The organism is Kushneria indalinina DSM 14324, assembly GCF_003385845.1.
Classification (GTDB): domain Bacteria; phylum Pseudomonadota; class Gammaproteobacteria; order Pseudomonadales; family Halomonadaceae; genus Kushneria; species Kushneria indalinina.
In genome coordinates, this window is record NZ_QRDJ01000007.1 from 815177 (window position 1) to 841614 (window position 26438).

Below are 26438 nucleotides of genomic sequence, written 5' to 3' on the forward strand. Positions count from 1 at the left end.
TTTAAATATCAATAAGCCGCTGTGCGCCATTTTGGCACGCTGCATGCATTATTTGGGAACACATCGGGACTTGCATGCACTGTGCTTGCGCGTGATACAACGGTGGCGAAGTGATGGCGTCCTGTTAACGGTTTTCAAGCAGTATCCCTTTTTATTGGAGGAGTCACATGTCAGAGAAAACGCTTGCCCTGATCGAAGAGAACGACATCAAGTGGGCCGATCTGCGCTTTACCGATACCAAGGGCAAGGAGCAGCACGTCACCATTCCCGCCCGCATGGTCGATGACGAGTTCTTTGAAAACGGTCAGATGTTCGATGGCTCCTCCATCGCCGGCTGGAAGGGCATCAACGAGTCTGACATGATCCTGCTGCCTCAGGACGGTTCCGGCTACATCGATCCCTTCACCGAAGACCCCACGATCGTTTTGCGCTGCGACATCATCGAGCCGGCCACCATGCAGGGCTACGAGCGCGATCCGCGCTCGATCGCCAAGCGCGCCGAGGCCTATCTGGGCAGCACCGGTCTGGGTGATACGGCCTTTTTCGGTCCCGAGCCCGAGTTTTTCATCTTTGATGAAGTGCACTTCAAGAACGACATGCATCACTCCTTTTTCCGCATCTCGTCCGAAGAGGGTGCCTGGGAGACCGATGGCAAGTTCGAAGGCGGTAACATGGGCCACCGTCCGCGTGTGAAGGGCGGCTATTTCCCGGTCCCGCCGGTCGACTCCTTCCACGACATTCGCAGCGCCATGTGCTCGACGCTTGAAGCCGTGGGCCAGACCGTTGAAGTGCACCACCACGAAGTCGCCAACGCCGGTCAGAACGAAATCGGTGTGAAGTTCAACACCCTGGTGCAGAAGTGCGACGAAGTGCAGACCATGAAGTATGTGATCCACAACGTGGCACATGCCTATGGCAAGACCGCGACCTTCATGCCCAAGCCGATGGCCGGTGACAACGGCTCCGGCATGCACGTCCACCAGTCCTTCTGGAAGGATGGCGAGAACATGTTCGCCGGCGACGAGTACGCAGGTCTCTCCGAAACCGCGCTGTACTACATCGGCGGCGTGATCAAGCATGCGCGTGCCCTGAACGCCTTCACCAACCCGTCGACCAACTCCTACAAGCGTCTGGTCCCGGGCTTTGAAGCCCCGGTCATGCTGGCCTACAGCGCCCGTAACCGCAGTGCCTCGATTCGTATTCCCTACACCGCAAGCCCCAAGGGCAAGCGTGTCGAGACGCGTTTCCCCGACCCGATGGCCAACCCGTACCTGGCGTTCTCCGCCCTGCTGATGGCCGGGATCGACGGTATCCGCAACAAGATCCATCCGGGCGAAGCGCTGGACAAGAACCTGTACGACCTGCCGGCCGAAGAAGCGCTCAACGTGCCCACGGTCGCTTCCAGCCTTGAAGAAGCCCTGCAGGCGCTCAAGGATGATCACGCGTTCCTGACCGAAGGTGGCGTGTTCACCGAAGAGATGATCGAGGCCTACATCGAGCTCAAGATGGAAGACGTGACGGCCGTTCGCATGGTGCCAAGCCCCGTCGAATACGATCTGTATTACAGCCTCTAAGGGACAGCCCTCTAGCGTTTGAGGCGCGGTGCCCGTGTTAGGGCCTGCACAAGAAAAGCCCCGCTTTGGCGGGGCTTTTTATCGTCTGGTGCCTGCAGCGTGTCGGTCATAATGCGCTCCCTTGCCTTTGCGGAACTGCTGCCGTGCCGGGTCGCTTTTGTTATCTGATGCTGTGGACTGTTGTGGTCTGGCTGCTGCTGGTGGCCGCCATGCCGCAGGCCCGCGCGGCGGTCTATCGTCACACGGATGCCCAGGGCAACATCGTCTGGAGCGACCGCCCCGGCGGCACCCGGGCCGAAGTGCGCGCCCCGCGCGTCCTGTCGCCTTCAAAAGCCTCCGATGCGACCGCCGCAATACCGCCCGCGCCCGCTGTCTTTGTTCCCTATCAGCGCCTGACCCTCAAGCCGCGAACGGCACCGGTGACCCTTGATCAGGCACGTCGGGGCATTCCCCTGCGCCTGGAGATCGCGCCGCGCCTGCGTGCCGGCGATCGGGTGCAGCTGCGCGTTGACGGCAGGCGCCATCAGTCGCCGCTGGCCAGTCGTGTGCTGGTGGCCATGGGGCTGACCCCCGGTCGCCATGCGCTGGTGGCAGAGCTGCTCGACAGTAGTGGCACCGTTCGCCAGCGCTCCCCCGTCATGACGCTTGAGATACAGCCCGTTCCGGGGGCGCTCAAGTAGTGCTCGCAGCGCTGGTCATTTTGCACCATAAAGGTGCATTATATTCTGCTCGACGTCGGTGCCGTGCCACTTGCGTGCTCACCTGATGACAGGCCTTGCCCTTGTGGTGCGCTACCGGGCACATGTGGCGCGCTTTTTGCACTATCAAAGGGAAATGACGTTAACGAGGTGCTTCATGCATCAACGCCTGCTGGAACATCTCACCACGGCCGTGGTGCTGCTCGATGAGCAGTTGCGTGTCCGCTGGCTTAATCCGGCGGCAGAAGCCCTGATGGGGCTGAGCCTGTCGCGGGTAGAGGGGGCCTCTCTTGAGTGTCTGGAAGGTGAGGGCGGCCAGATTGCCGCCATGCTGGCGGACGCCCTGCATCGCCAGCACCCCTACACCCAGCGTGAAACCCAGCTTGCCATGGCGGGCGGCGAGCGCATTACGGTGGATTACACCGCCACGCCGCTGTCGAAAACCGAGCTGTTGCTGGAGTTCGAGCCGCGCGACCGCCTCATGCGCATCTCGCGCGAAGAGTCCCTGATCGCCCGCCAGGAGATGGTCAAGGTGCTCACCCGGGGGCTGGCCCACGAGGTCAAAAACCCCCTGGGTGGCATTCGCGGGGCGGCGCAGCTTTTAGAGCGTGACCTGCCCGATGAAAGCCTGACCGAATTTACCCGCATCATCATCGAAGAGGCCGACCGCCTGCGCGATCTGGTCGATCGCATGCTGGGGCCCAATCGGCCGGTGGAGCAGCAACCCATCAACGTGCATGAGGTGGTCGAGCGGGTGCGCGCGCTCTTGCAGGCTGAAACCGACACCATTGCGCTGGTGCGGGACTACGACCCCAGTCTGCCCGCCATCATGGGCGATGCCGATCAGCTCATTCAGGCAGTGTTGAACGTGACCCGCAACGCCGTGCAGGCGCTGAAGGAAAACGCTACCGAGCAGCCGACGGTGACGCTGCGCACCCGGGCGCGGCGGCAGTTCACTCTCGGCGCCGAGCGCCACCGTCTGGTGTGCGAGGTGTGCGTGATCGACAACGGCCCCGGCGTGCCCGAGACGCTGGCGGAGTCACTGTTCTACCCGATGATCTCCGGACGTGCCGAGGGCAGTGGGCTGGGGTTGTCCATTGCCCAGTCGATCCTGCATCAGCATCAGGGGCTGATCGAATGCGACAGCCGCCCCGGCCATACCGAATTTCGTCTTTTGATTCCGCTGGAAGGCTTCAGCGAACCCGAGCACGACCGACATGCCAACGGAGGCACCCATGAGTGATACGGCCCGCGTCTATATCGTGGATGATGATCGCGCCATCCGCTGGGTACTCGAACGTACGCTGGCCCAGCCCGATATCGAGGTCTCGAGCTTTGAGCGGGCCGACCAGGCCGAGGAGGCGATCAACCGCCAGCCTCCGGATGTCCTGCTCACCGACATTCGCATGCCGGGCGTCGACGGACTGGATCTGATGGCGCGGGTGCGCGAGCGCCACGCCGACATGCCGGTGATCATCATGACCGCGCACTCGGACCTCGACAGCGCCGTGGCCTCCTATCAGGGCGGGGCGTTCGAGTACCTGCCCAAGCCCTTCGATGTCGACGATGCTCTCTCGCTGGTACGCCGTGCCGTGGCCCATGCCCGTGAGCGCCAGATTCCGGCCCGTGCGCCGGAGGGCATTCAGGCCGAGATCATCGGCGAGGCGCCGGCCATGCAGGAGGTGTTTCGCGCCATCGGGCGACTGTCGCATTCTCACATTACCGTGATGATCAACGGCGAGTCGGGCACCGGCAAGGAGCGGGTCGCCCGCGCCCTGCACCAGCACAGCCCGCGCGGCCATCAGCCCTTTATTGCGCTGAACATGGCGGCCATCCCGCGCGATCTGATGGAATCAGAGCTGTTCGGTCACGAAAAGGGCGCCTTCACTGGTGCCACCGCCCAGCGCCGCGGTCGCTTCGAGCAGGCCGACGGCGGCACGCTCTTTCTCGACGAGATCGGCGACATGCCCTCCGAAACCCAGACGCGACTGCTGCGTGTGCTGGCCGATGGCGAATTCTACCGGGTCGGCGGTCACGTGTCGGTACGGGTGGACGTGCGCATCATCGCCGCCACTCACCAGCACCTGGAGCGGCTGGTCGAGGAGGGACGCTTTCGCGAGGATCTCTTTCACCGGCTCAACGTGATCCGCGTGCATCTGCCCAGGCTCTCCGAGCGCCGTGAGGATATCCCGCGGCTGGCCTGCCACTTTCTGGCCGAGGCGGCGAAGGAGCTCTCCGCCGAGCCCAAGGTGCTCACCGAGGCTGCCGAGCAGCATCTTTCGCACCTGCCCTGGCCGGGCAACGTGCGCCAGCTGGAAAACACCTGTCGCTGGCTGACGGTCATGGCCTCCAGCCGCGAGGTGCTCGTCGATGACCTGCCACAGGAGCTGCGCGACCTTGAGCGTCCCGGTGAGGGGACCGGCGACTGGCGCAGCGCCTTTCGCGAGTGGGCCGACCGGGCGCTGGCCGCCGGCCATACCCATCTGCTGGAAGAGGCCGTGCCGGATTTCGAGCGCATTCTGATCGAGACCGCCCTCAAGCACACCGGCGGGCGCAAGGGCGAGGCGGCAGAGCTTCTGGGCTGGGGGCGAAACACCCTGACCCGCAAGCTCAAGGTGCTGCTGCCGGCGCTGGCCGACAGCGCCGACTAGATCGAGCGCCTCGGGTGAATATTCCAGACGCGCCGTATTGGTGCGTTATGGGACAAACGTATAAAGTAGGTCGCCATCAAGGATGGGCCCCGGGGCCCATCGCCGCTTTCTGATGTCCAGGAGTTGTCATGGCTACCCCTTCCCAGCACGATCTGCGCAATCAGTTTCGCGAGCTGCTCGCCCGCGAAGAGTGCTTTTTCACCGCCTCGACGTTTGATCCCATGTCCGCGCGCATCGCGGAAGATCTGGGCTTTGAGGTCGGCATTCTGGGTGGCTCGGTCGCCTCGCTGCAGGTACTGGCCGCGCCCGACTTTGCCCTGATCACGTTGAGCGAGTTCGTCGAGCAGGCCACCCGCATCGGTCGCGTGGCGCGTCTGCCGATCATTGCCGATGCCGACCACGGCTACGGCAACGCGCTCAACGTCATGCGTACCATCGTCGAGCTCGAACGCGCCGGTGTGGCCGCGCTGACCATCGAGGACACCCTGCTGCCTGCCAAGTACGGGCGCAAGTCCACCGATCTGGTGCCGCTGGAGGAGGGCGTGGGCAAGATTCGCGCCGCGCTCGAGGCGCGTATCGATCCGGCCATGGCCATCTTTGCCCGCACCAATGCCGGCGTACTCAGCACCGAGGACGCCACGACCCGTGCCATGGCCTACGAGCGCGCCGGCGCCGACGGCATCTGCATGGTCGGCGTCCGCGACTTTGATCATCTGGAAAGCATCGCCCAGCATCTGAGCATTCCGCTGATGCTGGTCACCTACGACAACCCCGAGCTGCGTGATCGCGAGCGTCTCGCGCGCGCCGGCGTGCGCGTGGTGGTCAACGGCCACGGCGCCTACTTTGCCGCCATCAAGGCCACCTATGACTGCCTGCGCGAACAGCGCGAGATCGCCGATGGCAACCTCAACGCCTCGGAGCTCTCCACGCGCTACTCGACGCTTGAAGAGAACCGCGAGTGGGCGCGTCGCTATATGGACGTTAACGAATAAGCGGACGTCAACGAATAAGCGCCGGCGAGCTTCAAATATTATCAACGAGCGGTTGGTGCCATCGGCACCGTGGCGAAGGGGCGAGGCGAGATGAGTCAAATGCAGTGGGAGCAGTTGCTGGCCCCCGTGCGTCTGGATGACAAGACGACCGAGCGGGAGCGCGAAATCGGCCGCAGTCCTTTCCACAAGGACTTTGATCGCATCGTCTTTTCAGGCTCCTTTCGCCGGCTGGGGCGCAAGACGCAGGTCCATCCACTGACCGAAAACGATCATATCCACACCCGGTTGACCCACTCGCTGGAAGTCGGCTGCGTGGGGCGAAGCCTGGGGATGATCGTCGGCGAGCGCCTGAGCGATCGTCTGCCGGACTGGATTACCCCGGCCGATATGGGGGTGATCGTGCAGGCGGCGTGTCTGAGCCACGACATCGGCAACCCGCCCTTCGGCCATGCCGGCGAGTACGCCATCCGCGACTGGTTCAAGCGCGCGGAGTCTGACGGCACCGGCTTTCTCGAAGCGCTGACGCCGACCCAGCGGGAAGACCTGCTGACCTATGAAGGCAACGCCCAGGGGTTTCGGGTCGTCACCCAGATCGAATACAACCAGTTCAACGGCGGCATGCGCCTGACCGCACCGACGCTGGGGGCGATGCTCAAGTACCCCTGGACGGTGGAACGGGCGGGCCTGGCCGGCAAGTTCGGCGCCTATCAGTCGGAAAGCGAGCAGCTTGAGCGCGTGGCCGGCCTGCTCGGGCTCAAGCGACTCAGCGATCACGCCTGGTGTCGTCATCCCTTTGCCTGGCTGGTCGAGGCCGCCGATGACATCTGTTACGCCCTGCTCGATCTCGAGGATGGCCTCGAGATGGGCATTCTGCGCTTTGAGGAAGTCGCCGGCGTGCTGACCCATATTGCCGGCGGCGAGCCCGAGGAGTACGCCCGCATGGCGCGCGACAGCGTCTCTCAGCGCCGGCGCGTGGCGGCCCTGCGCGGGGCGGCGATGGAGCGGGCGGTCAATGAGGTGGCAGCAACTTTTGTCACCCATGAACAGGCGCTGCTCGAGGGCAGCCTGGAGGATGATCTGCTCGATCTGTGTCATCCGGACCTGGGCTGGGGCGTCAGCGAGGCGAAACAGATCGCCCGTGACCGCATTTTTCGCAACGCCCGCAAGGCCAAGCTCGAGATCGGCGCCTATACCACCCTGGGCATTCTGCTCGAAGCCTTCATCGGCGCGGCGCACGAGCTGCACTTTACCGGCCAGTCCAGCTTCAAGCACCAGCGCGTGCTGGCGCTCATCGGCGAGAACACCCCGCAGACCCGGTGGCCGCTGTATGACAGCTACCGCCGCATGCTCGATTTCATCGGCGGCATGACCGACAACTTCGCCGTCGATCTGGCCCAGGAGATGGGCGGCAAGCTGCGGGGCGAGTAAGGCAGGAAGGGCACGCACCAACCAAGGAAGCGGGACGCGGCCCGGCCACGTCCCGCTTTATTTTTTGAGCTACCCGGCGTTTTTTAGAACCACACCTCCATCTGGGTACCGAAGGTCCACTCGCTGCCGGTAAAGCCGTCGCTGCCCAGCGCATCGTCATTGGAGAAGCTGTTGAGATCCTCGTCCCAGTCGCTCCAGGTGGCGAAGACGCGAATCTCCGGGCGCTGCCAGAAGCCGCCGACCTGCGGCTTGAAGGTGGGCGCGATGGTCAGGCGCGTATAGCCGCCGTTGACACTCTCGAACACCTGGGTATCACCATCGCCGTCTTCATAGGCGTACCCGGCAGGATCAAGATCCATCCATTGATAGCTCGCCTCGTACTGCATCTCGAAGTTCTCGCTCAGCTCGTTGGCCAGCCGCGCGTTAAGAGTCACCCAGTCGTAGCGGTCGCCGTCGGCGTAGCGGTCGCGGCTGGTCTGGGCCAGCAGCGCCGGCGCAATGCGCCAGTTGGGCGAGAGGTAGGTGGTACCAAAGATCGCCAGACGGGCCGTGTTGGCGTCGTCGGTCAGGTTGCCGTCGGCACCGATATTCTTGACTTCACCACCCAGGCCGTGACCGTACAGCAGCGCCGCCTTGAAGGTGCCTTCGCCCAGGCCGAAAAAGCTGTCGCCGTGATAGGCCAGCATGGTCTGGAAGCCGTTTTCGGCAACATTATCTCCTGCTATACCGGCACGCGGATCATTGTCGCGCTCGTCGTTGTCGTTGGCCGACATGCCGTTGACCATCCACTGCCACGGGCCGAAACGGTTGTTGGCGGTCAGGATCAGGTTGTCGGTGCTGCCTTCCAGCCCCGGCTGCTCACGGGTGACGACGGGATAGTCGCTGAAGCTGCGGCCGTACAGAGAGACACTGGTATCCCAGCCGTCGGTGACGCTGATGTCGTAGATCCCTGCGCCGGTACCGGCCAGAAAGACTACATCGCTGTCGATCCATTCGATGTTGAAGTTGTCGCGATCAAAGCGCTTGCCCCCCCAGATCGAGGCGTTCTCGAACGCGCCGGTAAAGCCCGGTAGATCGCTGAACTCGACAAAGGCCTGACGGATGTTGAGATCCGACTCATCGGCGGTCCAGTCGTTGCTGGTGGTGACGCCATCGGCCAGCATGACGCGATAGAGCGCATGCGAGCCGTTGTCGTAGCGCTGGTTGTAGTCAAAGACCGTCTCGACGTAGGTATCCGGCTCATTGCCCAGTCGGCCCACGTAGCCGCCAGAGGGGCCGGCGGGCGTCAGGCTTGGGCCGCCGGGCGCACTCTTGCGGTCACTGCCGATCAAAAGTCCCGAACGGGCATAGACGCTCATCGACAGCCCTTGTTCCTCGTCATCGCCCGTTTCGTCGCGGACCTGTGACGGTATGCCGGGAGCCGAGAGGTCTTCCTCTACGCCGACGGTCTGCGACGTGTTATCGCCCTGTACCAGCTGCGGCGAGCTCTGCTGTCTTTCCAAAGCCGCCTCTGCCTGGTCGGCGCGCTGCTCGGCCTGACTGGCGCGGCGCTCGGAGGCGGCGACCCGGGCTTCCAGCTCGGCGAGACGTTCCTCGATGGACTTGTCCGCGGCGATGGCAACGGTCGGCAGGGCCAGCGTCAGGGCGATGGCAGCGGCCAGCGGACGACGCGGGAAGCGGGAAGGCGAAAGCATGGCAGAGTCCCTTGTTCATGATTGTGTTTCGATCCGGCTGCTCGAAAAATCGGCAGTCTTGTTATGCACGCGCCGGGCGCTGGATCGTAAAAGGAACTTACCGACCGCTGGATCAGGTTTCACTCATACATTGGTCTCTATGACAAAGGGTTATCAATCCATGGTCCAATGTCGCGATCGTGTCGGTAAAAGTACCTTTCCAGGTTGACTTAAACGATTAAGCCAAATCGTCTGATCTCCTGCCCTGGAGGCGCTGTCATGAAATCCGGATTGATCCCTGCAGGCTGTCTGCTGGCGGCCATCGGTGCCGTGTCACCGGTCACGGCGGCTGACCTCACGCTCTCCTGTGGCGCCGTGGGCGCCGAGCTTCAGCTCTGTCAGGCTGGCGTCAAGCGCTGGGAGGCGCAGACGGGCCACAGTGTCGAGGTGGTCTCTACGCCCAACTCGGCCACCGAGCGGTTGTCGCTCTATCAGCAGATTCTCAACGCCCGCTCCAGCGACATCGATGTGTTCCAGATCGACGTGGTCTGGCCCGGCATGCTGGCACCGCACCTGATCGATCTGAACGAGCATCTGCCCGACGGGGCAACCGATGATTTCTTCGAGGCCATCGTCGACAACAACACCGTCGACGGTCGGCTGGTGGCGATGCCCTGGTTCACCGATGCCGGCGTGCTGTATTACCGAAGCGATCTGCTCGACAAGTATGACCTTGAAGTCCCCACCACCTGGGAGGGCCTTACCGAGGCGGCACAGACGGTACAGGCCGGTGAGCGTGAGGCGGGGCGAAGTGATTTCTGGGGCTACGTGTTTCAGGGACGCGCCTATGAGGGCCTGACCGTCAACGCGCTGGAATGGATCGCAAGCTATCCCGATGGCGGCACCATCGTCGATGATGACGGCGACATCACCGTCAACAACGCGCAGGCGGTCGAGGCGCTGTCGCTGGCCGCCGGCTGGATCGACAATATTTCACCGCGGGGCGTGCTCAACTATACCGAGGAGGAAGCGCGCGGCGTCTTCCAGTCCGGTAATGCGCTGTTCATGCGCAACTGGCCCTATGCCTGGGATCTGGTGCAGTCCGAGCAGAGCGGCATTCGCGACCGGGTCGAGGTCGCGCCGCTGCCCGCTGGCGGGGAGGACGGGCAGAGTGCCGGCGTGCTGGGCGGCTGGAACCTGGCGGTATCGCGCTATAGCGACCACCCGGACATGGCCGCCGATCTGGTCGCGTTTCTGACCTCGTTTGATGAGCAAAAGCGCCGTGCCATCGAAGGGTCCTATAACCCGACCCTGCCGGCGCTCTATCAGGATGACGAGGTGCTGGCCGCGGTGCCGTTTTTCGGCACGCTTTATGACACCTTCACCTCGGCAGTGCCGCGTCCGGCCGCCGTGACCGGTGACAACTATCCCCGCGTTTCCAATGCCTTTTTCAATACCGTGCACGAGGTGCTCTCGGGCAACGTGAGTGCCGAGCAGGGGCTTGAGCAGCTTGATCGCGAGCTGTCGCGTCTCAAGCGGCGTCGCTGGTAAGTCTCTCAAGGGGGCATGACATGGCGACCGATGAGCAGGGCATTGCACAGGCGCGCCACGAGGCCTCATCGGATGACACGCCGCCTCGCGGGCGTGGCACCCGGGTAAGACGTCAGCGGGTGCGGGCGGCGTGGCTGTTTCTTGCGCCCATGCTGATCGTTCTGACGGCGGTGGCCGGCTGGCCGCTGGTGCGTACCTTCTGGTTCAGTCTGACCGATGCCAGCCTGTCGAGTCTCGACGGGGCGCAGTTCATCGGATTCGACAACTACCTGGTCTTTGACGACGGCTGGTACGGGATTCTCGCCGACCCGCTGTGGTGGCAGTCGGTATGGAATACCCTTTACTTCACCCTGGTGTCGGTCTCGCTGGAGGCGGTGCTGGGGGTGATCGTGGCGCTGGTGCTCAACGCCCACTTTCGCGGCCGGACGCTCGTGCGTGCGGCGATGCTGATCCCCTGGGCCATTCCCACCGTGGTATCGGCCAAAATCTGGGCGTGGATGCTCAATGACCAGTTCGGCATCATCAACCACCTGCTGCTGACCATCGGCTTGATCGATGCGCCGCTCTCCTGGACGGCGGACGCCAGTCTCTCGATGTGGGCGGTGATCATGGTCGACGTCTGGAAGGCCACGCCCTTTGTGGCGCTGCTGGTGCTGGCGGCGCTGCAGATGCTGCCCAACGACTGCTATGAGGCCGCGAAGGTCGACGGCATCCATCCAGCAAAGGTTTTTTTCCGGGTAACGCTGCCGCTGATTACCCCAGCGCTGCTGGTGGCGGTGATCTTCCGCGCGCTGGATGCGCTGCGTGTGTTCGATGTCATCTACGTGCTCACTTCCAACGCCGCCTCGACCATGACCATGTCGATCTACGCCCGCCAGCAGCTCGTCGAGTTTCAGGACGTGGGCTACGGCAGCGCGGCCTCGACGCTGTTGTTCATGATCATCGCGCTGGTCACGGTGATCTATCTCTACCTCGGCCGCCGCCAGCTGGGAGGTGAGCAATGAGTCTGCGTACGCTGAAAGCGGTTCTTCTGAAGATCGGCTTCTGGCTGCTGGTGGCGGTGCTGATGGTCTATGCCATCTTCCCGTTTTACTACGCGGTGGTGACCTCGCTGAAGCCCTCGAGCGAGCTGTTCGAGGTGAGCTACTGGGTCGACAGTGTCGATTTATCCAATTACGCCGCGGTGCTCTCCCAGCCCACCTTTGTCGCCGCCATTCGCAACTCGGTGATCGTGGCGCTCAGCGTGGTGGCGATTGCGCTGCTGCTGGGTCTGACCGCCGCCTGGGCACTGGGCCGGGTGCGCTTTCGCGGTCGTACCACGGTGATGATGCTGGTGCTGGGCGTGTCGATGTTTCCACAGGTGGCGGTGCTCTCCGGGCTTTTCGAGGTGATCCGTACGCTGGATCTCTACAACTCGCCGGGCGGCCTGATTCTCAGCTATACCATTTTCACCCTGCCGTTCACGGTCTGGATTCTGACCACCTTCATGCGCCAGCTGCCCGATGAGCTCGAAGAGGCCGCGATCGTTGATGGCGCCTCGCCGTGGGTGACGCTGACGAAGGTATTCATGCCGCTTTTGTGGCCGGCGATGGCGACCACCGGGCTGCTGGCGTTTATCGCGGCGTGGAACGAATTTCTGTTTGCCCTGACCTTTACCCTCACCGATAGCCAGCGCACGGTGCCGGTGGCGATCGCGCTGATCTCCGGCGGCAGCCAGTACGAGCTGCCCTGGGGGCCGATCATGGCCGCTTCGGTGATCGTGACCGTGCCGCTGGTGGTGCTGGTAGTGATCTTTCAGCGCCGCATTGTTTCGGGCCTGACCGCCGGGGCCGTCAAGGGCTGATATCGAAACAGCCGCTGCGCCAGTGCGCGGTGCGCTCTGCAGGAGATCAACATGGCTTCCCTGACGCTTGAGAAGATCAACAAGCGCTTTGGCGCGACCCGGGTGATCGAGGAGGTCTCGCTCGACATCAAGGATGGCGAATTCGTGGTCTTTGTCGGTCCCTCAGGCTGTGGCAAGTCGACGCTGTTGCGCCTGATTGCGGGGCTGGAGTCGATTACCCATGGCGATCTGATGATCGATGGTCAGAGGGTCAACGACCTGACGCCGCCGGAGCGTGGCATCGGCATGGTGTTTCAGTCCTACGCGCTTTATCCGCACATGAGTGTGTATGACAACATCGCCTTTGGCCTGAAACTGGCGAAGTCGGAGAAGCAGACCGTCGATGAGCGGGTGCGCCGGACGGCGAAAATTCTGCAGCTCGACGGCCTGCTGGACCGCCTGCCCAAGGCGCTTTCCGGCGGGCAGCGCCAGCGGGTGGCGATCGGTCGGGCGATGGCCCGCGAGCCGAAGATCCTGCTGTTTGACGAGCCACTCTCCAACCTGGACGCTGCGCTGCGGGTTCAGACCCGCAACGAAATCGCCCATCTGCACGAACGCCTTGGCTCGACCATGATCTACGTGACCCATGATCAGGTCGAGGCGATGACGCTGGCCGATCGTATCGTGGTGCTCAATGACGGGTACGTTGAGCAGACCGGCTCGCCGCGCGAGCTCTACGAGCAGCCCGCCTCGCGCTTTGTGGCCGGCTTTATCGGCTCGCCGAAGATGAACTTTCTCGACGTTGATGCCCGCGCCGAGGGAGATGCGGGCTGTCGGATTCAGGTACCCGGCATCGGCGAACGGGTGCTGCCGCGCCGGCTGGCAGGCGACAGTGACGACGCGCCCCTGACACTCGGCGTGCGCCCGGAGCATCTCACGCCGACGACCGCGGCCGGGGAGGCCGGTTTCAGGATTGTCAACGTCGAATATCTGGGCAGTGAGGCCTATCTTTACCTGGAAACATCCAATAGCGATACGCTGGTCTGTCGTAGCGAAGCGCCCAGCCCCTTTGCACGCGGTGAGCGCGTCACCCTGGATTTTGCGCCGCAAAGGGCCCATCTTTTCGATCACGATGGCCGGGCCCTGCCGCCGGCCGATGTCGAGCAGATGAGCACGCAGGCAACGATTTCCTGAATCTCTCACACACGACGGAAGCCCACATGACTCAGCAGCATTCCCGGCCACAGTGGTGGCATCACGCCGTGATCTATCAGATCTATCCGCGCAGCTTCATGGATGCCAGCGGTGACGGCATCGGTGACCTGAACGGCGTCACACAGCGGCTCGACTACCTCGCGAACCTGGGCGTCGATGCGCTCTGGCTGTCGCCCTTTTATCGCTCCCCACAGGCGGACGCCGGCTACGACGTGGCCGACTACCGCGATGTCGATCCGCTGTTCGGCACCCTCGAAGACTTTAATGCAATGCTGTCAGGCGCCCATGAGCGGGGCATGAGGATCATCGTCGATATCGTGCCCAACCATACCTCCAGCGAACATGTCTGGTTTCAGCAGGCCCTGGCGTCGCCTTCCGGCAGCCAGGAGCGGGCGCGCTACATCTTCCGCGAAGGGCGTGGAGAAAACGGCGAGCAGCCGCCCAACAACTGGCAGAGCGTGTTCGGCGGTCCGGCCTGGACGCAGGTTCCCGGGGAGCGCGAGTGGTATCTGCACCTGTTTGACACCAGCCAGCCCGATCTCGACTGGCACAACCCCGAGGTGCTCGAGGAGTTCGACAACGTTTTGCGCTTCTGGCTCAAGCGCGGGGTCGACGGTTTTCGCATCGACGTCGCCCACGGCATGATCAAGGCGCCGGGGCTGCCGGACTGGGACGGCAGCCAGGCGATGATCGAGGGCGGCAACCCCGGGCCAATGTGGGATCAGGACGAGGTGCACGACATCTATCGCCGCTGGAACCGGGTGCTGACCGAGTTCGGGCATGATCGCATGATGGTCGCCGAGGCCTGGGTGCATCCGCCCTCCAAAACGGCGCGCTACGTGCGTTTTGATGAGATGCAGCAGGCCTTCAACTTTGACTATCTGCTCACCCCCTGGGATGCGGACAGGCTCAAGGATGTCATCGATACCTCGCTGGAGAGCTACGGTGCGGTCGGGGCGCCCACCACCTGGGTCATGTCCAACCATGACAGCGTGCGCCACGCCTCGCGGCTGGGCCTGTCACGTCCCGGGGCGCGGCCCAACGGCATCGATGCCGACAGTGAACAGCCCGACGAGGCGTTGGGACTGCGCCGGGCACGGGCGCTCATCATGCTGACGCTGGCCCTGCCGGGCTCGGCCTATCTCTATCAGGGTGAGGAGCTGGGGCTGCCGGATCACACCACCATGCCGGATCACTATCGTCAGGACCCGACCTTCCATCGCACCAATGGCGAACAGATCGGCCGTGATGGCTGCCGGGTGCCGCTGCCCTGGTACGCCGATGCACCGGCCTTCGGTTTCAACACTACCGGCGAGAGCTGGCTGCCGCAGCCTGAAAACTATGCCCGCTACGCTGCGGATCGCCAGCTGGAAAATGCAGACTCGACGCTGGAACTCTATCGCCGCCTGCTGGCCCTGCGCCACGAGCATGGGCTGGGCCATGGTGAGCTGGTCTGGCAGGAGGGTTCGCGCAGCGATGTTCTGAGCCTGTCCAACGGCGCCGTCACCCTGGTGCTCAACCTGGGCGAGACGCCGGTGGCGCTGCCCGAGGCCGAAGTGGCCATCCAGAGTGTGCCGGAGGCCGTTGAAGAGGGTCAGCTGGCCGGCAACGCGGCTGTCTGGCTGACGAGCCGGTGATGACGCCAGCGTACCGGTCGGTAGCGCGTGCCGGCGTGTCGGGGTCGAGAGGTGGCGGGGCATGAGCCGCCGGCGTCGCCCGGCGACGCTCAAGTCGATTGCGGCGCATCTGGGCGTGTCGACGGCGACGGTTTCCAACGCCTTCAACCGGCCCGACCAGCTCTCCTCGACACGTCGCGAGGAGATTCTGGCGGCGGCCCGGGCGCTGGGCTATGAGGGCCCGAGCAGCCGGGGGCGCACACTGCGTACCGGGCGCACCGACATTATCGGCGTGATGCTCTCGGACGGGCTGGGCTACAGCCTTGGCGACAGCGTCGCCAGCGGCTTTCTGGCCGGCATCGCCGAGGTGCTGGACGCCTCCGGCCACCACCTGCTGCTGCTGACGGACGCCGCCCGTACCGATCGTCAGCCCCCTTCTCTCAACGGCCTGGCCGACGGCTATCTGATCTACGGCTCGATTCCCGAGGAGGCTACCGTGGCGCTGCTGCGGCATCAGCATCAGCCGCTGGTGACCGTGGACATGCGACTGCCGGGGCTGGCCTCGGTCCAGATTGACCATCGTGCGGCAGCACTGGCCATCGCGCGTCATGCGCTGGCCGGCGGGGCGCAGCGGCCGGCGGTTGTGGCGTTGTGCATGACGCTGGATAGCCCGGGTGGGCGGCTTGAGCGGCGCACGCACTGGTCTCAGCCCAATGCAGTGGCCATCGAACGGCTGGCCGGGTTTGATCAGGCGCTCGAAGAGACCGGCCATGATCCCGACCGGGTGCCGCTGTGGAATGTCGATGGCAATACCTTTGAAGCGGCCGCTCCGGTGATCGAGGCGCTGCTGGCCGAGTCCTCCCCGGATCTGTTGCTGTGCATGTCGGACCGTCTGGCACTGACGGCGCTGAGCCTGGCCGAACAGCGCGGCCTGCCCGTGCCCGGGGCGCTGCGGTTGACCGGCTTTGACGGCATCGACGAAGGCCAGCGCCGTCGGCCCACGCTCACCACGGTCTATCAGGACAGTCACGCCAAGGGCGTCACGGCGGCGCGCATGGTGACCGGCGAGTGCCAGGAGCACGACGTGTTGCACCCTGTCTGGCTGATCCACGGCGATACCTGTCCTACTGCTTCCTGACCCTACCGACCCCATAAAGATCCGAATAAGCTGATATTTTCAGACTTTCGTTTTTCGATAAGTATTTTTTTGAACGAGGGGTAAACTGAGGTAACGTCACCCTGCGTCATCGTTAAAAAGCCGTATCCAACAGGGCCGGGACGCTCTTCCAATCTCCAATAATCAATCAGGAAGACACATGAGTGAGACAACGAAAGACAACGCCTCTTCAGGGGACAGACTCAATCCGACCGTTTTCTACGGGTCGTTTATCGGTATCGTGGCGTTTTCGCTGTGGGCGATGATCGCCACCGAACAGGCCAGCGGGGTCATCAACACGGTGCTGGGATGGATTTCCAACACCTTTGGCTGGTACTACTTTCTCACCGTCGTGATCTATCTCGCCTTCGTGGTGTTTCTCGGCGTGTCACGCTTCGGGAAAATCCGGCTGGGTCCGGAGCATGCCCGACCGGATTTCAATATCTTCTCCTGGTCGGCGATGCTGTTTTCTGCCGGGATCGGCATCGGTGTCATCTTCTTTGCCCTTGCCGAGCCGCTGACCCAGTTCTATAACGCACCAAACGCTCCCGAGGATCAGGTCGCCGCGGCGCGTTACGCCATGCAGGTCACCTTCCTGCACTGGGGGCTTTCGGGCTGGGGCATCTATACGCTGGTGGGCATGTCACTGGCGTTTTTCAGCTACCGCCACAATCTGCCGCTGACCATCTCAAGCGCGCTCTATCCCATTATCGGCAAGAAAATCTACGGCCCCATCGGTCATGCGGTGGATATCGCCGCGGTGCTGGGCACCGTGTTCGGCATTGCGGCCAGTCTCGGGATCGGGGTGATCCAGCTCAACTACGGGCTGAACTTCATGTTCGGCATCGCCGAGAGCGCCTGGACCCAGACCGCACTGGTACTGCTGATTGTGTTGTTTGCCACCATCTCGGCGGTGACCGGGGTTGAGCGGGGTATTCGCAGGCTCTCCGAGTTCAACATCCTGCTGGCGGTGGCGCTGCTGCTGTTCGTGCTGTTCGCCGGCGATACCATCTTTCTGCTCAATGCGCTGGTGATGAACGTCGGCGACTATCTCTCCTCGTTTGTGGAGATGTCGTTTTATACCTACGCCTTTGACCGGCCGATGGACTGGCTCAACGCCTGGACGCTGTTCTTCTGGGCCTGGTGGATCGCCTGGGGGCCGTTTGTCGGCCTGTTTCTGGCGCGCATCTCGCGCGGGCGCACCATCCGCACCTTTGTGGCCGGCACCCTGACGCTGCCGATCGCCTTCATGATGATCTGGATGTCGCTGCTGGGAAACAGCGCCATCGACATGGCGATCAACGGCGCCACCGAGTTCGGTCAGCAGGTGATGGATAATCCGCCGTCGGGCATCTATCTCTTTTTAGAGCAGTACCCCTTCCCGGTGGTCACCACCATTGCCGTCAGCATTCTGGCGATCATCTTCTTTGTAACCTCGGGGGACTCCGGGGCGCTGGTACTGTCGAATTTCACCTCGATTCTCAAGGATGTCAGCAGTGATGCCCCGATCTGGATGCGGATTCTCTGGTCGGCGGTGATCGGGATTCTGACCCTGGCGCTGCTGCTGGCCGGCGGACTGTCCACGCTGCAAAGTGCCGTGGTGATCACGGGGCTGCCGTTCTCGGTGGTGCTCTTTTTGATGATGGCCGGGCTCTACAAGGCGCTCAAGGTCGAGGCCTTCAAGGAGGAGAGCTATCGGCTGAGTCTGGCCGGGTCGCTGTCCGGTCGCATGGGCAGCAGCCGTGGCGGGCAGGGCAACTGGGAGCAGCGTCTGGACCGGGCGATGAACTTCCCGGATCGAGGCGAGGCGCAGCGCTTTCTCCAGGAGCGGGTACACCCGGCCATGACGGCCATCAAGGAAAGGCTCGACAGGCAGGAGGTCGGCGTGTACGTCTGTGGCGGCGAGCAGAACGAGCATGACTATCTCTCGCTCAACGTCGATTTCGGTAACGAGCAGAACTTTACCTATCAGGTCTGGACGCGTGCCTTTGCCACACCGGCCTTTGCCATGCGCACCAAAAAGGCGTCGGAAAACTACTATCGCCTCGAGGTGCATCTGCTGGAGGGCAGCCAGGGCTATGACCTGATGGGCTACACCGAGCAGCAGGTGATCGACGACATTCTCGATCAGTACGAGCGCCACCTGCAGTTTCTGCATCTCAATCGCATGGAACCCGGCAGCATCAACATGCCGGACAGCCCCGAGCAGCCGCCGGTCTAGGTGCGTCTGTTCGCCATGCAAAGGGCCCGACCGTTATGGTCGGGCCCTTTTTTATGGTGCTGATGAGACCCTGGTCGGCCTGCTCGAGTTTCGCCGCCGCCGGTCAGGCCCTGGCCGCCGGACGTGCCAGCACGATGGCCAGTAGAGCGGCCACGGCCAGCGCAATAAAGGCGTAGTGCAGCGTGACGGCCTCGGCCAGAAAGCCCAGCATCGGCGGGCCGCCGAGCATGCTCAGATAGCCCAGCATGGCCACCGAGGCGATGGCGCCCGACGGCGACATGGATCGGTTGCGCCCGGCCAGGCTCAGAAGGCACGGAAACAGGGTCGACATGCCAATGCCGGTCAGTGCAAAACCAAGCAGGGCAGCGTTGGGATCGGCCGCGCCGATGGCGAAGGCCAGCCCGGCAAGGGCCAGCGCGCTGCCGATCTCCAGCGACCGCACGGCGCCAACCCGGTCCAGCCAACGATCACCCAGCAGCCGGCCGACGGCCATGGTGCCGGTGAAGACGGCCAGCCCCAGTGCTGCATGTCCGCGCGAGGCGCCAAGCTCGGTGAGAAAGAGCGCCGACCAGTCGGCCATCGAGCCCTCGATGAAGACCACCGCGGCTGCAATGATGCCCAGTAACCAGACCCGCCCCTTCGGGCGCACGAACAGCGCGCCGACCGGGCGTTCGGCGCGCGGCGGCGGTGCCAGCAGATGACGATGGCTGATCAGGATGCCTGCCATCAAAACGCCGGCGACCAGCAGCAGGTGCCAGCGCGGTGTCAGTCCCAGCGTGGCCAGCCCGCCGCCGATCAGGGACCCGGCCATGCCGCCCAGGCTGAACACGCCGTGAAAGGAGGACATGATGGAGCGTCGGTAGCGTCGCTCGAGCGTGGCGGCCTGGTCGTTCATGGCAATATTGAGCAGCCCCATCCCGGCGCCGAAGAGCGCCAGCGCCGGGCCCAGCGTCAGCGGCGAGACGGCAAGCCCGATCAATACCAGCGAGGCCACGATGGCACAGGCCGCCACGCGCGTAATGCGCCGGCTGCCAAAGCGGGTATTGAGATAGTTCGATAACAGCGTCAGGCCCAGCGACCCGATGACCGGGCACAGCAGCAGGGCGCCGAGCTGGGACTGGGACAGATCAAGTCGGGCACTGATGTCGGGAATGCGCACCGCCCAGTTGGAGAAGGAAAGCCCCGAGAGGGCAAAAAACCAGGCAATGGCAGCACGGCTGGCAGGTGCGCGCGCGGCGGCAACGCTCTCGTGGGCGGGGTCATTCATGAAGGGCTCCTTGTAAAACTAAAACGCGGTGCACCCGCGGCCTCCGTCAGGGAGGGCACACCGTTCATCGTCAGCGGTTTCAGGATCGAATCAAACGTCGAATCAGCAGCCGTCAAAACGCTCGACAGCCCCCGGCGCTCGCGCTCTAGCGAGGCGTCGGGGAGAGTCCATGGTGGGTCTGCTGATCATCGGTCAGGCGCACCAGCGCCCTGAGAACATCGTCATGCAACGGTTGTGGCAGCGCCGGACGTTCGCTGTGCTGCATGAAGTCCGACAGCTCTTTATCACCGAGCACTTGAACATCGTCATTGTCCCTGACCCGCTCGATGCGCCAGCCCGGCAGCACCAGCACGGCCTTGACAGGCACTTCCCGTTTGCAGTCGCGACTCAGACGTTCCTGCAGCCAGCGTCGGGCGCGCTGCGCTTCACGCACCGGGCGTGTCTCTTCCCGGTCGGGGAAGTGGAGGCGCTCGCCCTCGAGTCTGAGCGTGTGTGCGCCGTTTTGAGCGATTTCCGGGCCGGCCTGTCGGGTGCGGACCAGCAGGGAAAAGATGCCGTGTTCGGTGATCACCACATGGTCGATGGTGAAGCCGTCGGCCGGGACATCATGGAAGATGTAAAGTCCCTGATGCTGCGTGCGCAAAAGGTTTTGCAGGTCGTGCGCCACGTTCATGGCACCGGCCAGACGCAGACGCAGATTCGAAATCCGGTAGGAAAGTGCCATCATGAAAGCCCCCACGATCAGTGCCGCGATCGTGGTAATCAGTCCGTAGATGCTCCATTCGAGCCAGTCCTGATGCGACGAGAACAGCATGCGGCCCATACCATAGATCAGGGGCGTGATCGCAATGACAGGCCCCAGGGCGCCGGCCAGAAAAAGTTTGACGCGCGCTTCGGCCAGTCGCTCGCGAAAGCGGTTGCCGGACTGGCGCAGTCGATGGCCGGACGGGGAGAAGCCGGGCTTGTCCTGGAACAGATGGCGCAGCCCGATCACCACTACGGCCGTGGCAAACAGGGGGGTCAGAAAAATCAGGGGAAGCAGATATTCCAGCCAGCGCATGACGTCATCCCGGTAGGTTGAGGTTTAGTCTAGCGTTCTGTCGGGTCGGCATCCATGCCCGGCAGCTATTTTGCAGCCGAATCCATTGTTCGGCCAGCAGGTCATGAGGAGTGGGCATGAGTAGCGTACCGGGTGCCAGCGAGCAGGCACTGATCGACCTTGTACGGCGCCACCCGCGGCTGTGCGTTTTGACAGGCGCCGGGGTCAGCACCGACAGCGGCATTCCCGATTATCGGGATGAAAAGGGCGAGTGGAAACGTTCACCGCCCATGACTCATCAGGCCTACATGAAAAGTCATCTCGGCCGCCAGCGCTACTGGGCGCGCAGCCTGGTGGGCTTTCGCCTGTTGGCGGGTGCCTCGCCGGGGCGATCGCACCACACGCTGGCCGCACTGGAGGCGCAGGGCTTTATCGAAGGGGTCATCACGCAAAATGTCGATCGCCTGCATCAAAAGGCGGGCAGTAAGCGCGTGGTGGACCTGCACGGCCGCGCCGATCTGGTGCGCTGCATGCAGTGTAATCTGCTGGTGCGTCGTCACGTGCTGCATGAGCATCTGGCCGAGCTCAACCCGGACTGGGTGGGTATGGACGCCGAGATCGCCCCGGATGGCGACGCTTATCTCGAGAATGTGGACTTCTCTACCTTCAGCCTGCCGGACTGTCCGCGCTGCGGCCACGGCATTTTAAAGCCTGATGTGGTGTTTTTTGGTGATAACGTGCCGCGCTGGCGGCTGGGCCGGGCCATGTCGATGCTCGACGACAGCCAGGCGCTGCTGGTGGTGGGCTCGTCCCTGATGGTGTTTTCGGGCTTTCGCTTCGCCCGACACGCTGCGGCCCGAGGGATCCCGATTGCCTGCATCAACCGCGGACACACCCGGGCCGATGCGCTGTACACGCTCAAGTTTGAGACGTCCATCGACGAGAGCCTGACTGCCCTGCTGGCCGGGCTGTCAGACGCTCAAGCTTCGCCGGGCGCTACTGGCTGATTGGCGCCAGCGGGACACGCACGTGCTGTGAGGGGGCACCGTCGGTCAATACCGGCAGGGGTTCCAGCGTCAGATAGCGCGTGTTGTCACCTTCGCGCAGAGCGGCGCTCAGGGCGTAGCGCCGCTCGCTGTCGATATGGTGGCGGTCATACTGCAGCATGAACGGCACCGGCCAGCGCCCGTGGGTGTTTTGATCGACCTTGGCGATCGTGGTGCGCCCCTGGGTGACATCCAGCAGGCGAATTTCCAGCCGGGCGTCATCAGCGATCGGCGCCTGCTCGTCGCTGATGGCTTCCCCCGAGAGCGTGGCGAAATCGGGACCGCTGGCGAACAGCGAGCAGCCGCTCAAAAGGCCGGTCAGCAGCAGTGAGGCAGCAAGCAGTGAGGCGCGAAACGAAGGACCCGACATGATCAGCCCCCCGCCAGTTTGACGGTATAGCCGCGCTTTTCCAGCTCGGCGCGTAGCGTGTCGCGATGATCGCCCTGAATCTCGATCACGCCTTCCTTGAGCACCCCGCCGCTGCCGCAGCGCTTTTTCAGCCCCTGCATCAGGGTTTTCAGCTCATCGCTCGGCAGCGGTATGCCGTGCAGCGTGGTCACGCCCTTGCCCTTGCGTCCGGCCGTTTCGCGCTTGATACGCACGATGCCATCCAGCGATGACAGCCGCGTCTCATCCTGCGCCTTTTGCTCATCGCTTTCGTCGTGCTTGCGCATATCCCCTGTTTCGGTGGAATACACCTTGCGGCTCAACTGATCGCGCAGTGATGACATGGTTCGACTCCCGCTCGCCTCAAGAAGGCCCCAGAATAGCGCAGCCCCGCGACAGTTCGAAACGACAGATGCCTGCCCGAGGCGCCGCCGCCGATAGAAATGAAAACCCAAAGCGCCGCTATTCAGACAATTGAACAGCGACGGCATGGGTAGACTCACGGCTATCACATGACGCCGACATCATCGGCGCACCGGAACAATGATCATTCTCGAGAGGCTATACCATGCGTCGTATCGCAACCGCTGTCATCACCGGATCCCTGCTGCTGGTCACCAGTGCCGCCGCCATGGCTGACGATCACTGGTCGGTAGCCGGCAGTGCCGGTACGACCGGGCTGGGCGCCAATGTGAGCTGGCGCTTTCATGATCACTTTGCCCTGACGGCCGGCTACAGCGGCTACAACTACGACGATCTGGAGCACACCAACGGTGATGTGACCTACAAGGGTGAGGTCGACATGGATATCTACAGTCTCAAGCTGGATATCTACCCGTGGGTCAACAGTGGTTTCTTTATTTCAGCTGGCGCGGTCAAGCCTGATGTTCAGCTCAAGGCCGTAGGCCGTTATACCGGTGATGGCGCGCTCGAGGACTTTGGTATTTCCGGGGACGCCGGCAACGCGCGCCTGAATGGCCGCGCCAAACTCTCCGATAACGTCGAGCCCTACCTGGGCATCGGCTGGCGCAACAGCTCGAAGCAGGGTCTGGGCTTCTATGCCGAAGCTGGTGCCTTCTGGATCGACCCCAGCGTATCACTGACACCACGGGGCGATATTTTTGATAGTTCTGTTACCGGGCCCGCTGCAAGGGCTGCTGTCGATCAGGAAGTGCGTAATCAGGAAGACGATCTGCGCAGCGACCTGAACAAGTACAACGTCTACCCGGTCGCCGTCATCGGTATCGAATACACGTTTTAATCCCCGTCTTCTCGTGAACTTGCCCCGCCATGCGGGGCTTTTTTGTAGCTAAAAGGTCGCTTTTCCCCATGTGGCCTCATGGGTCACTTTTCTGCAAGCGATGTGGATGACACTGGCGCTCTGGAGATGGCATGGGATCCTCAAGCGGGCCTCTCTGCGGTCGATAAGCACTGTCAGGCCCACCTGACGCGCCGGCCGGTAGCAGGATGGGGGCTTGTCAGGGAGGTCATGGCATACCCTCGTGGCAGTGGCGAATTACCCGAACAAGTGCAAGCCGGTGCCGCGGACAAGGGAGTCCACCATGCAGGAAGAGGCCACCGAACTGGATCGGGCGCTGGAGGGCAGGGGCTGGCTGGGACGGGTCGCAATACCCCCCGGGCGAATGGGCGCCTTTGCCGCCCAAACGCAGGCGATGCGTCGCCATGCCCTGTCGATGTCCGTGCTCATCGGGCTGGGGTTTTATCTGGCCTTTGCAGCAGGAGACTGGTTTACCGTGCCCGACCAGGTCTGGCTGGCCCTGACCTTTCGCTTTGCCATCATGCTGCCCCTCGGGCTTGCAGTGCTCTACTGGCTGCATCATGTGCGCAGCTCGCTGATGGTGCAGCAGGTCGTTACCTGCGGTTTTCACCTGCTCGCAGTCTCCCTGCTGGCGTTTCTGGTTACGCGCTCCGACTCCGCCAACGCCTTGGGGTTCGTTTTTGCCAGTTATGCTGCGCTGATGGCGATGGTGATCAGCATGGCGCTGCCTGTGCGTCTGGTAATGGTGCTGGCCATTACCGTGATGCTGGTCCAGGCGCTGGCGATCGCCTTCGGGCCCATTCAGTTACCGATCCTGCAGTTACACAATCTGATGACCGCCATCGTGATCGTCGGGCCGGCGCTGTTTGCCAACCGGACACTGGAAAACGAGCGCCGCCGGCACTTTCTGCTCATCGAGCGCGAGGAGAGCCGCAAGCGCCAGCTGGCCGAGCAGCGTGACATGCTCAGTCGTCTGGCGGCGCTGGACCCCCTGACGGATATTGCCAATCGTCGAGGGTTTCATGCCGCGCTCGCCAGTGACCTGGGCCGGGTAGGACCGGACGCTCTGGTAGCCATCGCCATGGTCGATATCGACCACTTCAAACTTTATAACGATCACTACGGGCATGCCGCCGGGGACCGGGCGCTGCGGCGCGTGGCACAGGCGCTGGCCGAGGCGGCAGGGCCGGTCGGGCGTGCCGGTCGACTCGGCGGCGAGGAGTTCATTATCGCTGTCACCGGTATTTCGTCGGAGGAGATTGAGCTCTACGCGGAGCGTCTGCGCGCCAGCGTGCAGCGCCTGGCGCTGGCGCACTGTGACAGCAGTACGGCCGACGTGGTCACCGTCAGTGTCGGCGTGGTGCTGGGGCTGCGGGACAGGGCTGACATCCCGACGCTTTTCGAGACCGCCGATGCCGCGCTCTATCGCGCCAAGGCCGCCGGGCGCAACCGGGTGGTGATTCATGATCTGCCCCGGCCGAATGCCGAGGCCTGTCGCACCGGCTGAAACTGCCTGCCGAGGGGCCGTGGTGGCCCCCATGATGAATATCGCCGGCCTGCCTGACAGCACCGTAAGGTTGCGCCAGGCTTTAGGCATCGTTTTTATTCATGGATCAGCAGGAGGTCATATGGCACAGGGAAAGGTGCGCTACGCCGTCCTCGGCGGTGGGGAGATTTCACAGGGCGCGTTCATGCCGGGCATCGCGGCCAGCGACCACTCGGAGATGACCGCACTGGTCACCGGCGATCCGAAAAAGGCCGAGGTGCTGGGCAAGCGCTATAACCTCAGGGTTTACGGCTATGAGGATTACGAGACGCTTTTGAACTCCGGCGAGATCGATGCCGTCTATGTCGCCACGCCCAACTTTCGCCACCGCCAAGACACTGTGCCGGCGCTGGAAGTGGGCATCCATGTCCTGCTGGAAAAGCCGATGGCGACCAGCGTCGAGGACTGTGAGGCGATGATCGAGGCGGCCGAGCGGGGCAACGCGAAGCTGATGATCGCCTACCGACTGCACCACGAGCCGGGCACGCTGGAGATGATCCAGCACATGCGTGAGGGCACCATCGGCGCCCCGCGGTCGTTCTCCTCTCAGCTCACCCAGGATCTCAATCCCAGAAACCATCGCGCCCTGCACGGCTACTGGGCAGGCCCCGTCCCCGACATGGGCGCCTATCCGATCAACGCGGTGCGTCATCTGTTCGGCGCCGAGCCGGTCGAGGTCAGCGCGATGAGCGACAATACGCCGGGGCGCGACTACACCTGCGATGACAGCGTGACCGTCAGCCTGCGCTTTGCCGAGGGGCGGCTGGCCCAGTTCTTCGTCAGCTATGCCACCAGCGGCCACAACCATCTGTCGGTCGTGGGCGAGCGCGGCGCGCTGTTCGCAAGGCCCAGCTACATGTTCGGTCCTGGCGTGTCGATCGACTACGATCTGAGCGTTGACGGCGAGACCACGGCCCATTCGCCGGGACCGGTGGAGCAGTTTGGCGGCCAGACCGACTACTTCTCCCACTGCATTCTCAATGACATCGCACCCGAGGCCGATGGCACGGAAGGGCTGCGCGATGTGCGCATTCTGGAAGCCATCGAGCAGGCGCTTAAAACCGGTCAGCCGCAGTCGATCGAGCCGCTCGAGTATCGTGATCGTATCCGCTCGGATCAGGTGCGACGCCTCACGCCGGTCGAGCCACCCGAGGTGGTCAGCGTCGAGACCATCAGCGGTGACTGAGTCATCCCGGTAACGTGTGTGATCGCAAAAGGGCCGCCCAACAGGGGCGGCCCTTTTTTATACCGGCGCTTTCATGCCGACGCTTCCTGA

The 26438-nt window shown here is 63.2% G+C and carries 22 protein-coding genes; 17 read left to right on the forward strand and 5 right to left on the reverse strand.

The window, feature by feature from the left end:
- The first annotated feature begins 167 nt into the window (after window positions 1–167).
- From glnA to C8D72_RS10410, 6 genes are all read left to right on the forward strand, one after another.
- Complete coding sequence (gene glnA, locus C8D72_RS10385; protein WP_115854324.1) at window positions 168–1574, forward strand: glutamate--ammonia ligase; 1407 nt, start codon at window positions 168–170, stop codon at window positions 1572–1574.
- Window positions 1575–1717: 143 nt separating this feature from the next.
- Window positions 1718–2254 carry a DUF4124 domain-containing protein gene (locus C8D72_RS10390; RefSeq protein ID WP_115854325.1) on the forward strand — a complete coding sequence of 179 codons (537 nt, stop codon included), beginning with the start codon at window positions 1718–1720 and terminating at the stop codon, window positions 2252–2254.
- Between the two features lie 175 nt (window positions 2255–2429).
- Window positions 2430–3515 carry a nitrogen regulation protein NR(II) gene (gene glnL / locus C8D72_RS10395; protein ID WP_115854326.1) on the forward strand — a complete coding sequence of 362 codons (1086 nt, stop codon included), beginning with the start codon at window positions 2430–2432 and terminating at the stop codon, window positions 3513–3515.
- Window positions 3508–4923, forward strand: a complete 1416-nt coding sequence (glnG, locus tag C8D72_RS10400) for a nitrogen regulation protein NR(I) (protein WP_115854327.1) — start codon at window positions 3508–3510, stop codon at window positions 4921–4923. Before glnL ends, glnG begins: the two co-directional genes overlap by 8 nt.
- A gap of 128 nt (window positions 4924–5051) precedes the next feature.
- Complete coding sequence (locus C8D72_RS10405) at window positions 5052–5915, forward strand: isocitrate lyase/PEP mutase family protein (RefSeq protein ID WP_115854328.1); 864 nt, start codon at window positions 5052–5054, stop codon at window positions 5913–5915.
- A 90-nt stretch (window positions 5916–6005) separates the two neighbouring features.
- The gene (locus tag C8D72_RS10410) at window positions 6006–7343 is read left to right on the forward strand and encodes a deoxyguanosinetriphosphate triphosphohydrolase (protein WP_115854329.1); all 1338 of its coding nucleotides are present in this window, start codon (window positions 6006–6008) and stop codon (window positions 7341–7343) included.
- An 83-nt stretch (window positions 7344–7426) separates the two neighbouring features.
- On the opposite strand, the gene C8D72_RS10415 is transcribed toward C8D72_RS10410, so the two are convergent.
- A complete protein-coding gene (locus C8D72_RS10415; protein WP_115854330.1) occupies window positions 7427–9037 on the reverse strand; it encodes a carbohydrate porin in 1611 nt (536 codons plus the stop codon).
- 258 nt (window positions 9038–9295) lie between these two features.
- Here C8D72_RS10415 and C8D72_RS10420 point away from each other — a divergent pair, with 258 nt between their 5' ends.
- The 7 genes from C8D72_RS10420 to betT all read left to right on the forward strand — a co-directional run bounded on the left by C8D72_RS10420 (window position 9296) and on the right by betT (window position 18597).
- Window positions 9296–10567 (forward strand): ABC transporter substrate-binding protein, encoded by a 1272-nt coding sequence (locus tag C8D72_RS10420; RefSeq protein ID WP_115854331.1) that lies wholly within the window; start codon window positions 9296–9298, stop codon window positions 10565–10567.
- 20 nt (window positions 10568–10587) lie between these two features.
- Window positions 10588–11571, forward strand: a complete 984-nt coding sequence (locus C8D72_RS10425) for a carbohydrate ABC transporter permease (RefSeq protein ID WP_245955223.1) — start codon at window positions 10588–10590, stop codon at window positions 11569–11571.
- The gene (locus C8D72_RS10430; protein ID WP_115854332.1) at window positions 11568–12410 is read left to right on the forward strand and encodes a carbohydrate ABC transporter permease; all 843 of its coding nucleotides are present in this window, start codon (window positions 11568–11570) and stop codon (window positions 12408–12410) included. Before C8D72_RS10425 ends, C8D72_RS10430 begins: the two co-directional genes overlap by 4 nt.
- A gap of 51 nt (window positions 12411–12461) precedes the next feature.
- The gene (locus C8D72_RS10435) at window positions 12462–13583 is read left to right on the forward strand and encodes an ABC transporter ATP-binding protein (protein WP_115854333.1); all 1122 of its coding nucleotides are present in this window, start codon (window positions 12462–12464) and stop codon (window positions 13581–13583) included.
- A gap of 26 nt (window positions 13584–13609) precedes the next feature.
- A complete protein-coding gene (locus C8D72_RS10440; RefSeq protein WP_115854334.1) occupies window positions 13610–15241 on the forward strand; it encodes a glycoside hydrolase family 13 protein in 1632 nt (543 codons plus the stop codon).
- Between the two features lie 61 nt (window positions 15242–15302).
- A complete protein-coding gene (locus C8D72_RS10445; RefSeq protein ID WP_115854335.1) occupies window positions 15303–16358 on the forward strand; it encodes a LacI family DNA-binding transcriptional regulator in 1056 nt (351 codons plus the stop codon).
- 178 nt (window positions 16359–16536) lie between these two features.
- Window positions 16537–18597 (forward strand): choline BCCT transporter BetT, encoded by a 2061-nt coding sequence (gene betT / locus C8D72_RS10450; RefSeq protein ID WP_115854336.1) that lies wholly within the window; start codon window positions 16537–16539, stop codon window positions 18595–18597.
- 103 nt (window positions 18598–18700) lie between these two features.
- On the opposite strand, the gene C8D72_RS10455 is transcribed toward betT, so the two are convergent.
- Both C8D72_RS10455 and C8D72_RS10460 read right to left on the reverse strand, forming a co-directional pair.
- Complete coding sequence (locus C8D72_RS10455) at window positions 18701–19864, reverse strand: MFS transporter (RefSeq protein WP_115854337.1); 1164 nt, start codon at window positions 19862–19864, stop codon at window positions 18701–18703.
- A 145-nt stretch (window positions 19865–20009) separates the two neighbouring features.
- Window positions 20010–20924, reverse strand: coding sequence for a nuclease-related domain-containing protein (locus tag C8D72_RS10460; RefSeq protein WP_115854338.1), 915 nt, complete (start codon window positions 20922–20924; stop codon window positions 20010–20012).
- Window positions 20925–21040: 116 nt separating this feature from the next.
- On the opposite strand from C8D72_RS10460, the gene C8D72_RS10465 reads away from it, so the two are divergent.
- Window positions 21041–21910 (forward strand): NAD-dependent protein deacetylase, encoded by an 870-nt coding sequence (locus C8D72_RS10465; RefSeq protein ID WP_115854339.1) that lies wholly within the window; start codon window positions 21041–21043, stop codon window positions 21908–21910.
- Here the strand turns inward: C8D72_RS10465 and C8D72_RS10470 are convergent.
- Window positions 21900–22319: a YbaY family lipoprotein gene (locus C8D72_RS10470; RefSeq protein ID WP_115854340.1), complete on the reverse strand. Its 420-nt coding sequence runs from the start codon at window positions 22317–22319 to the stop codon at window positions 21900–21902. The genes C8D72_RS10465 and C8D72_RS10470 overlap by 11 nt on opposite strands.
- A 2-nt stretch (window positions 22320–22321) precedes the next feature.
- Window positions 22322–22681, reverse strand: a complete 360-nt coding sequence (locus C8D72_RS10475) for a translation initiation factor (RefSeq protein ID WP_115854341.1) — start codon at window positions 22679–22681, stop codon at window positions 22322–22324.
- 224 nt (window positions 22682–22905) lie between these two features.
- On the opposite strand from C8D72_RS10475, the gene C8D72_RS10480 reads away from it, so the two are divergent.
- The 3 genes from C8D72_RS10480 (at window position 22906) to C8D72_RS10490 (ending at window position 26348) form a co-directional block, all read left to right on the forward strand.
- On the forward strand, window positions 22906–23598 hold the full coding sequence (locus C8D72_RS10480) for a hypothetical protein (RefSeq protein ID WP_115854342.1): 693 nt from the start codon (window positions 22906–22908) through the stop codon (window positions 23596–23598).
- A 301-nt stretch (window positions 23599–23899) separates the two neighbouring features.
- Window positions 23900–25123 (forward strand): GGDEF domain-containing protein, encoded by a 1224-nt coding sequence (locus tag C8D72_RS10485; RefSeq protein ID WP_115854343.1) that lies wholly within the window; start codon window positions 23900–23902, stop codon window positions 25121–25123.
- Window positions 25124–25244: 121 nt separating this feature from the next.
- Window positions 25245–26348, forward strand: a complete 1104-nt coding sequence (locus C8D72_RS10490; RefSeq protein WP_115854344.1) for a Gfo/Idh/MocA family protein — start codon at window positions 25245–25247, stop codon at window positions 26346–26348.
- Window positions 26349–26438: the final 90 nt, after the last annotated feature.

What these genes read in the sequence shown, in the direction of transcription:
- glnA (WP_115854324.1), top strand. Translation starts at nt 168, where the DNA reads ATGTCAGAGAAAACGCTTGCCCTGATCGAAGAGAACGACATCAAGTGG.
- glnL (WP_115854326.1), top strand. Translation starts at nt 2,430, where the DNA reads ATGCATCAACGCCTGCTGGAACATCTCACCACGGCCGTGGTGCTGCTC.
- glnG (WP_115854327.1), top strand. Translation starts at nt 3,508, where the DNA reads ATGAGTGATACGGCCCGCGTCTATATCGTGGATGATGATCGCGCCATC.
- C8D72_RS10405 (WP_115854328.1), top strand. Translation starts at nt 5,052, where the DNA reads ATGGCTACCCCTTCCCAGCACGATCTGCGCAATCAGTTTCGCGAGCTG.
- C8D72_RS10410 (WP_115854329.1), top strand. Translation starts at nt 6,006, where the DNA reads ATGAGTCAAATGCAGTGGGAGCAGTTGCTGGCCCCCGTGCGTCTGGAT.
- C8D72_RS10415 (WP_115854330.1), bottom strand. Translation starts at nt 9,037, where the DNA reads ATGCTTTCGCCTTCCCGCTTCCCGCGTCGTCCGCTGGCCGCTGCCATC.
- C8D72_RS10420 (WP_115854331.1), top strand. Translation starts at nt 9,296, where the DNA reads ATGAAATCCGGATTGATCCCTGCAGGCTGTCTGCTGGCGGCCATCGGT.
- C8D72_RS10425 (WP_245955223.1), top strand. Translation starts at nt 10,588, where the DNA reads ATGGCGACCGATGAGCAGGGCATTGCACAGGCGCGCCACGAGGCCTCA.
- C8D72_RS10430 (WP_115854332.1), top strand. Translation starts at nt 11,568, where the DNA reads ATGAGTCTGCGTACGCTGAAAGCGGTTCTTCTGAAGATCGGCTTCTGG.
- C8D72_RS10435 (WP_115854333.1), top strand. Translation starts at nt 12,462, where the DNA reads ATGGCTTCCCTGACGCTTGAGAAGATCAACAAGCGCTTTGGCGCGACC.
- C8D72_RS10440 (WP_115854334.1), top strand. Translation starts at nt 13,610, where the DNA reads ATGACTCAGCAGCATTCCCGGCCACAGTGGTGGCATCACGCCGTGATC.
- C8D72_RS10445 (WP_115854335.1), top strand. Translation starts at nt 15,303, where the DNA reads ATGAGCCGCCGGCGTCGCCCGGCGACGCTCAAGTCGATTGCGGCGCAT.
- betT (WP_115854336.1), top strand. Translation starts at nt 16,537, where the DNA reads ATGAGTGAGACAACGAAAGACAACGCCTCTTCAGGGGACAGACTCAAT.
- C8D72_RS10455 (WP_115854337.1), bottom strand. Translation starts at nt 19,864, where the DNA reads ATGAATGACCCCGCCCACGAGAGCGTTGCCGCCGCGCGCGCACCTGCC.
- C8D72_RS10460 (WP_115854338.1), bottom strand. Translation starts at nt 20,924, where the DNA reads ATGCGCTGGCTGGAATATCTGCTTCCCCTGATTTTTCTGACCCCCCTG.
- C8D72_RS10465 (WP_115854339.1), top strand. Translation starts at nt 21,041, where the DNA reads ATGAGTAGCGTACCGGGTGCCAGCGAGCAGGCACTGATCGACCTTGTA.
- C8D72_RS10470 (WP_115854340.1), bottom strand. Translation starts at nt 22,319, where the DNA reads ATGTCGGGTCCTTCGTTTCGCGCCTCACTGCTTGCTGCCTCACTGCTG.
- C8D72_RS10475 (WP_115854341.1), bottom strand. Translation starts at nt 22,681, where the DNA reads ATGTCATCACTGCGCGATCAGTTGAGCCGCAAGGTGTATTCCACCGAA.
- C8D72_RS10480 (WP_115854342.1), top strand. Translation starts at nt 22,906, where the DNA reads ATGCGTCGTATCGCAACCGCTGTCATCACCGGATCCCTGCTGCTGGTC.
- C8D72_RS10485 (WP_115854343.1), top strand. Translation starts at nt 23,900, where the DNA reads ATGCAGGAAGAGGCCACCGAACTGGATCGGGCGCTGGAGGGCAGGGGC.
- C8D72_RS10490 (WP_115854344.1), top strand. Translation starts at nt 25,245, where the DNA reads ATGGCACAGGGAAAGGTGCGCTACGCCGTCCTCGGCGGTGGGGAGATT.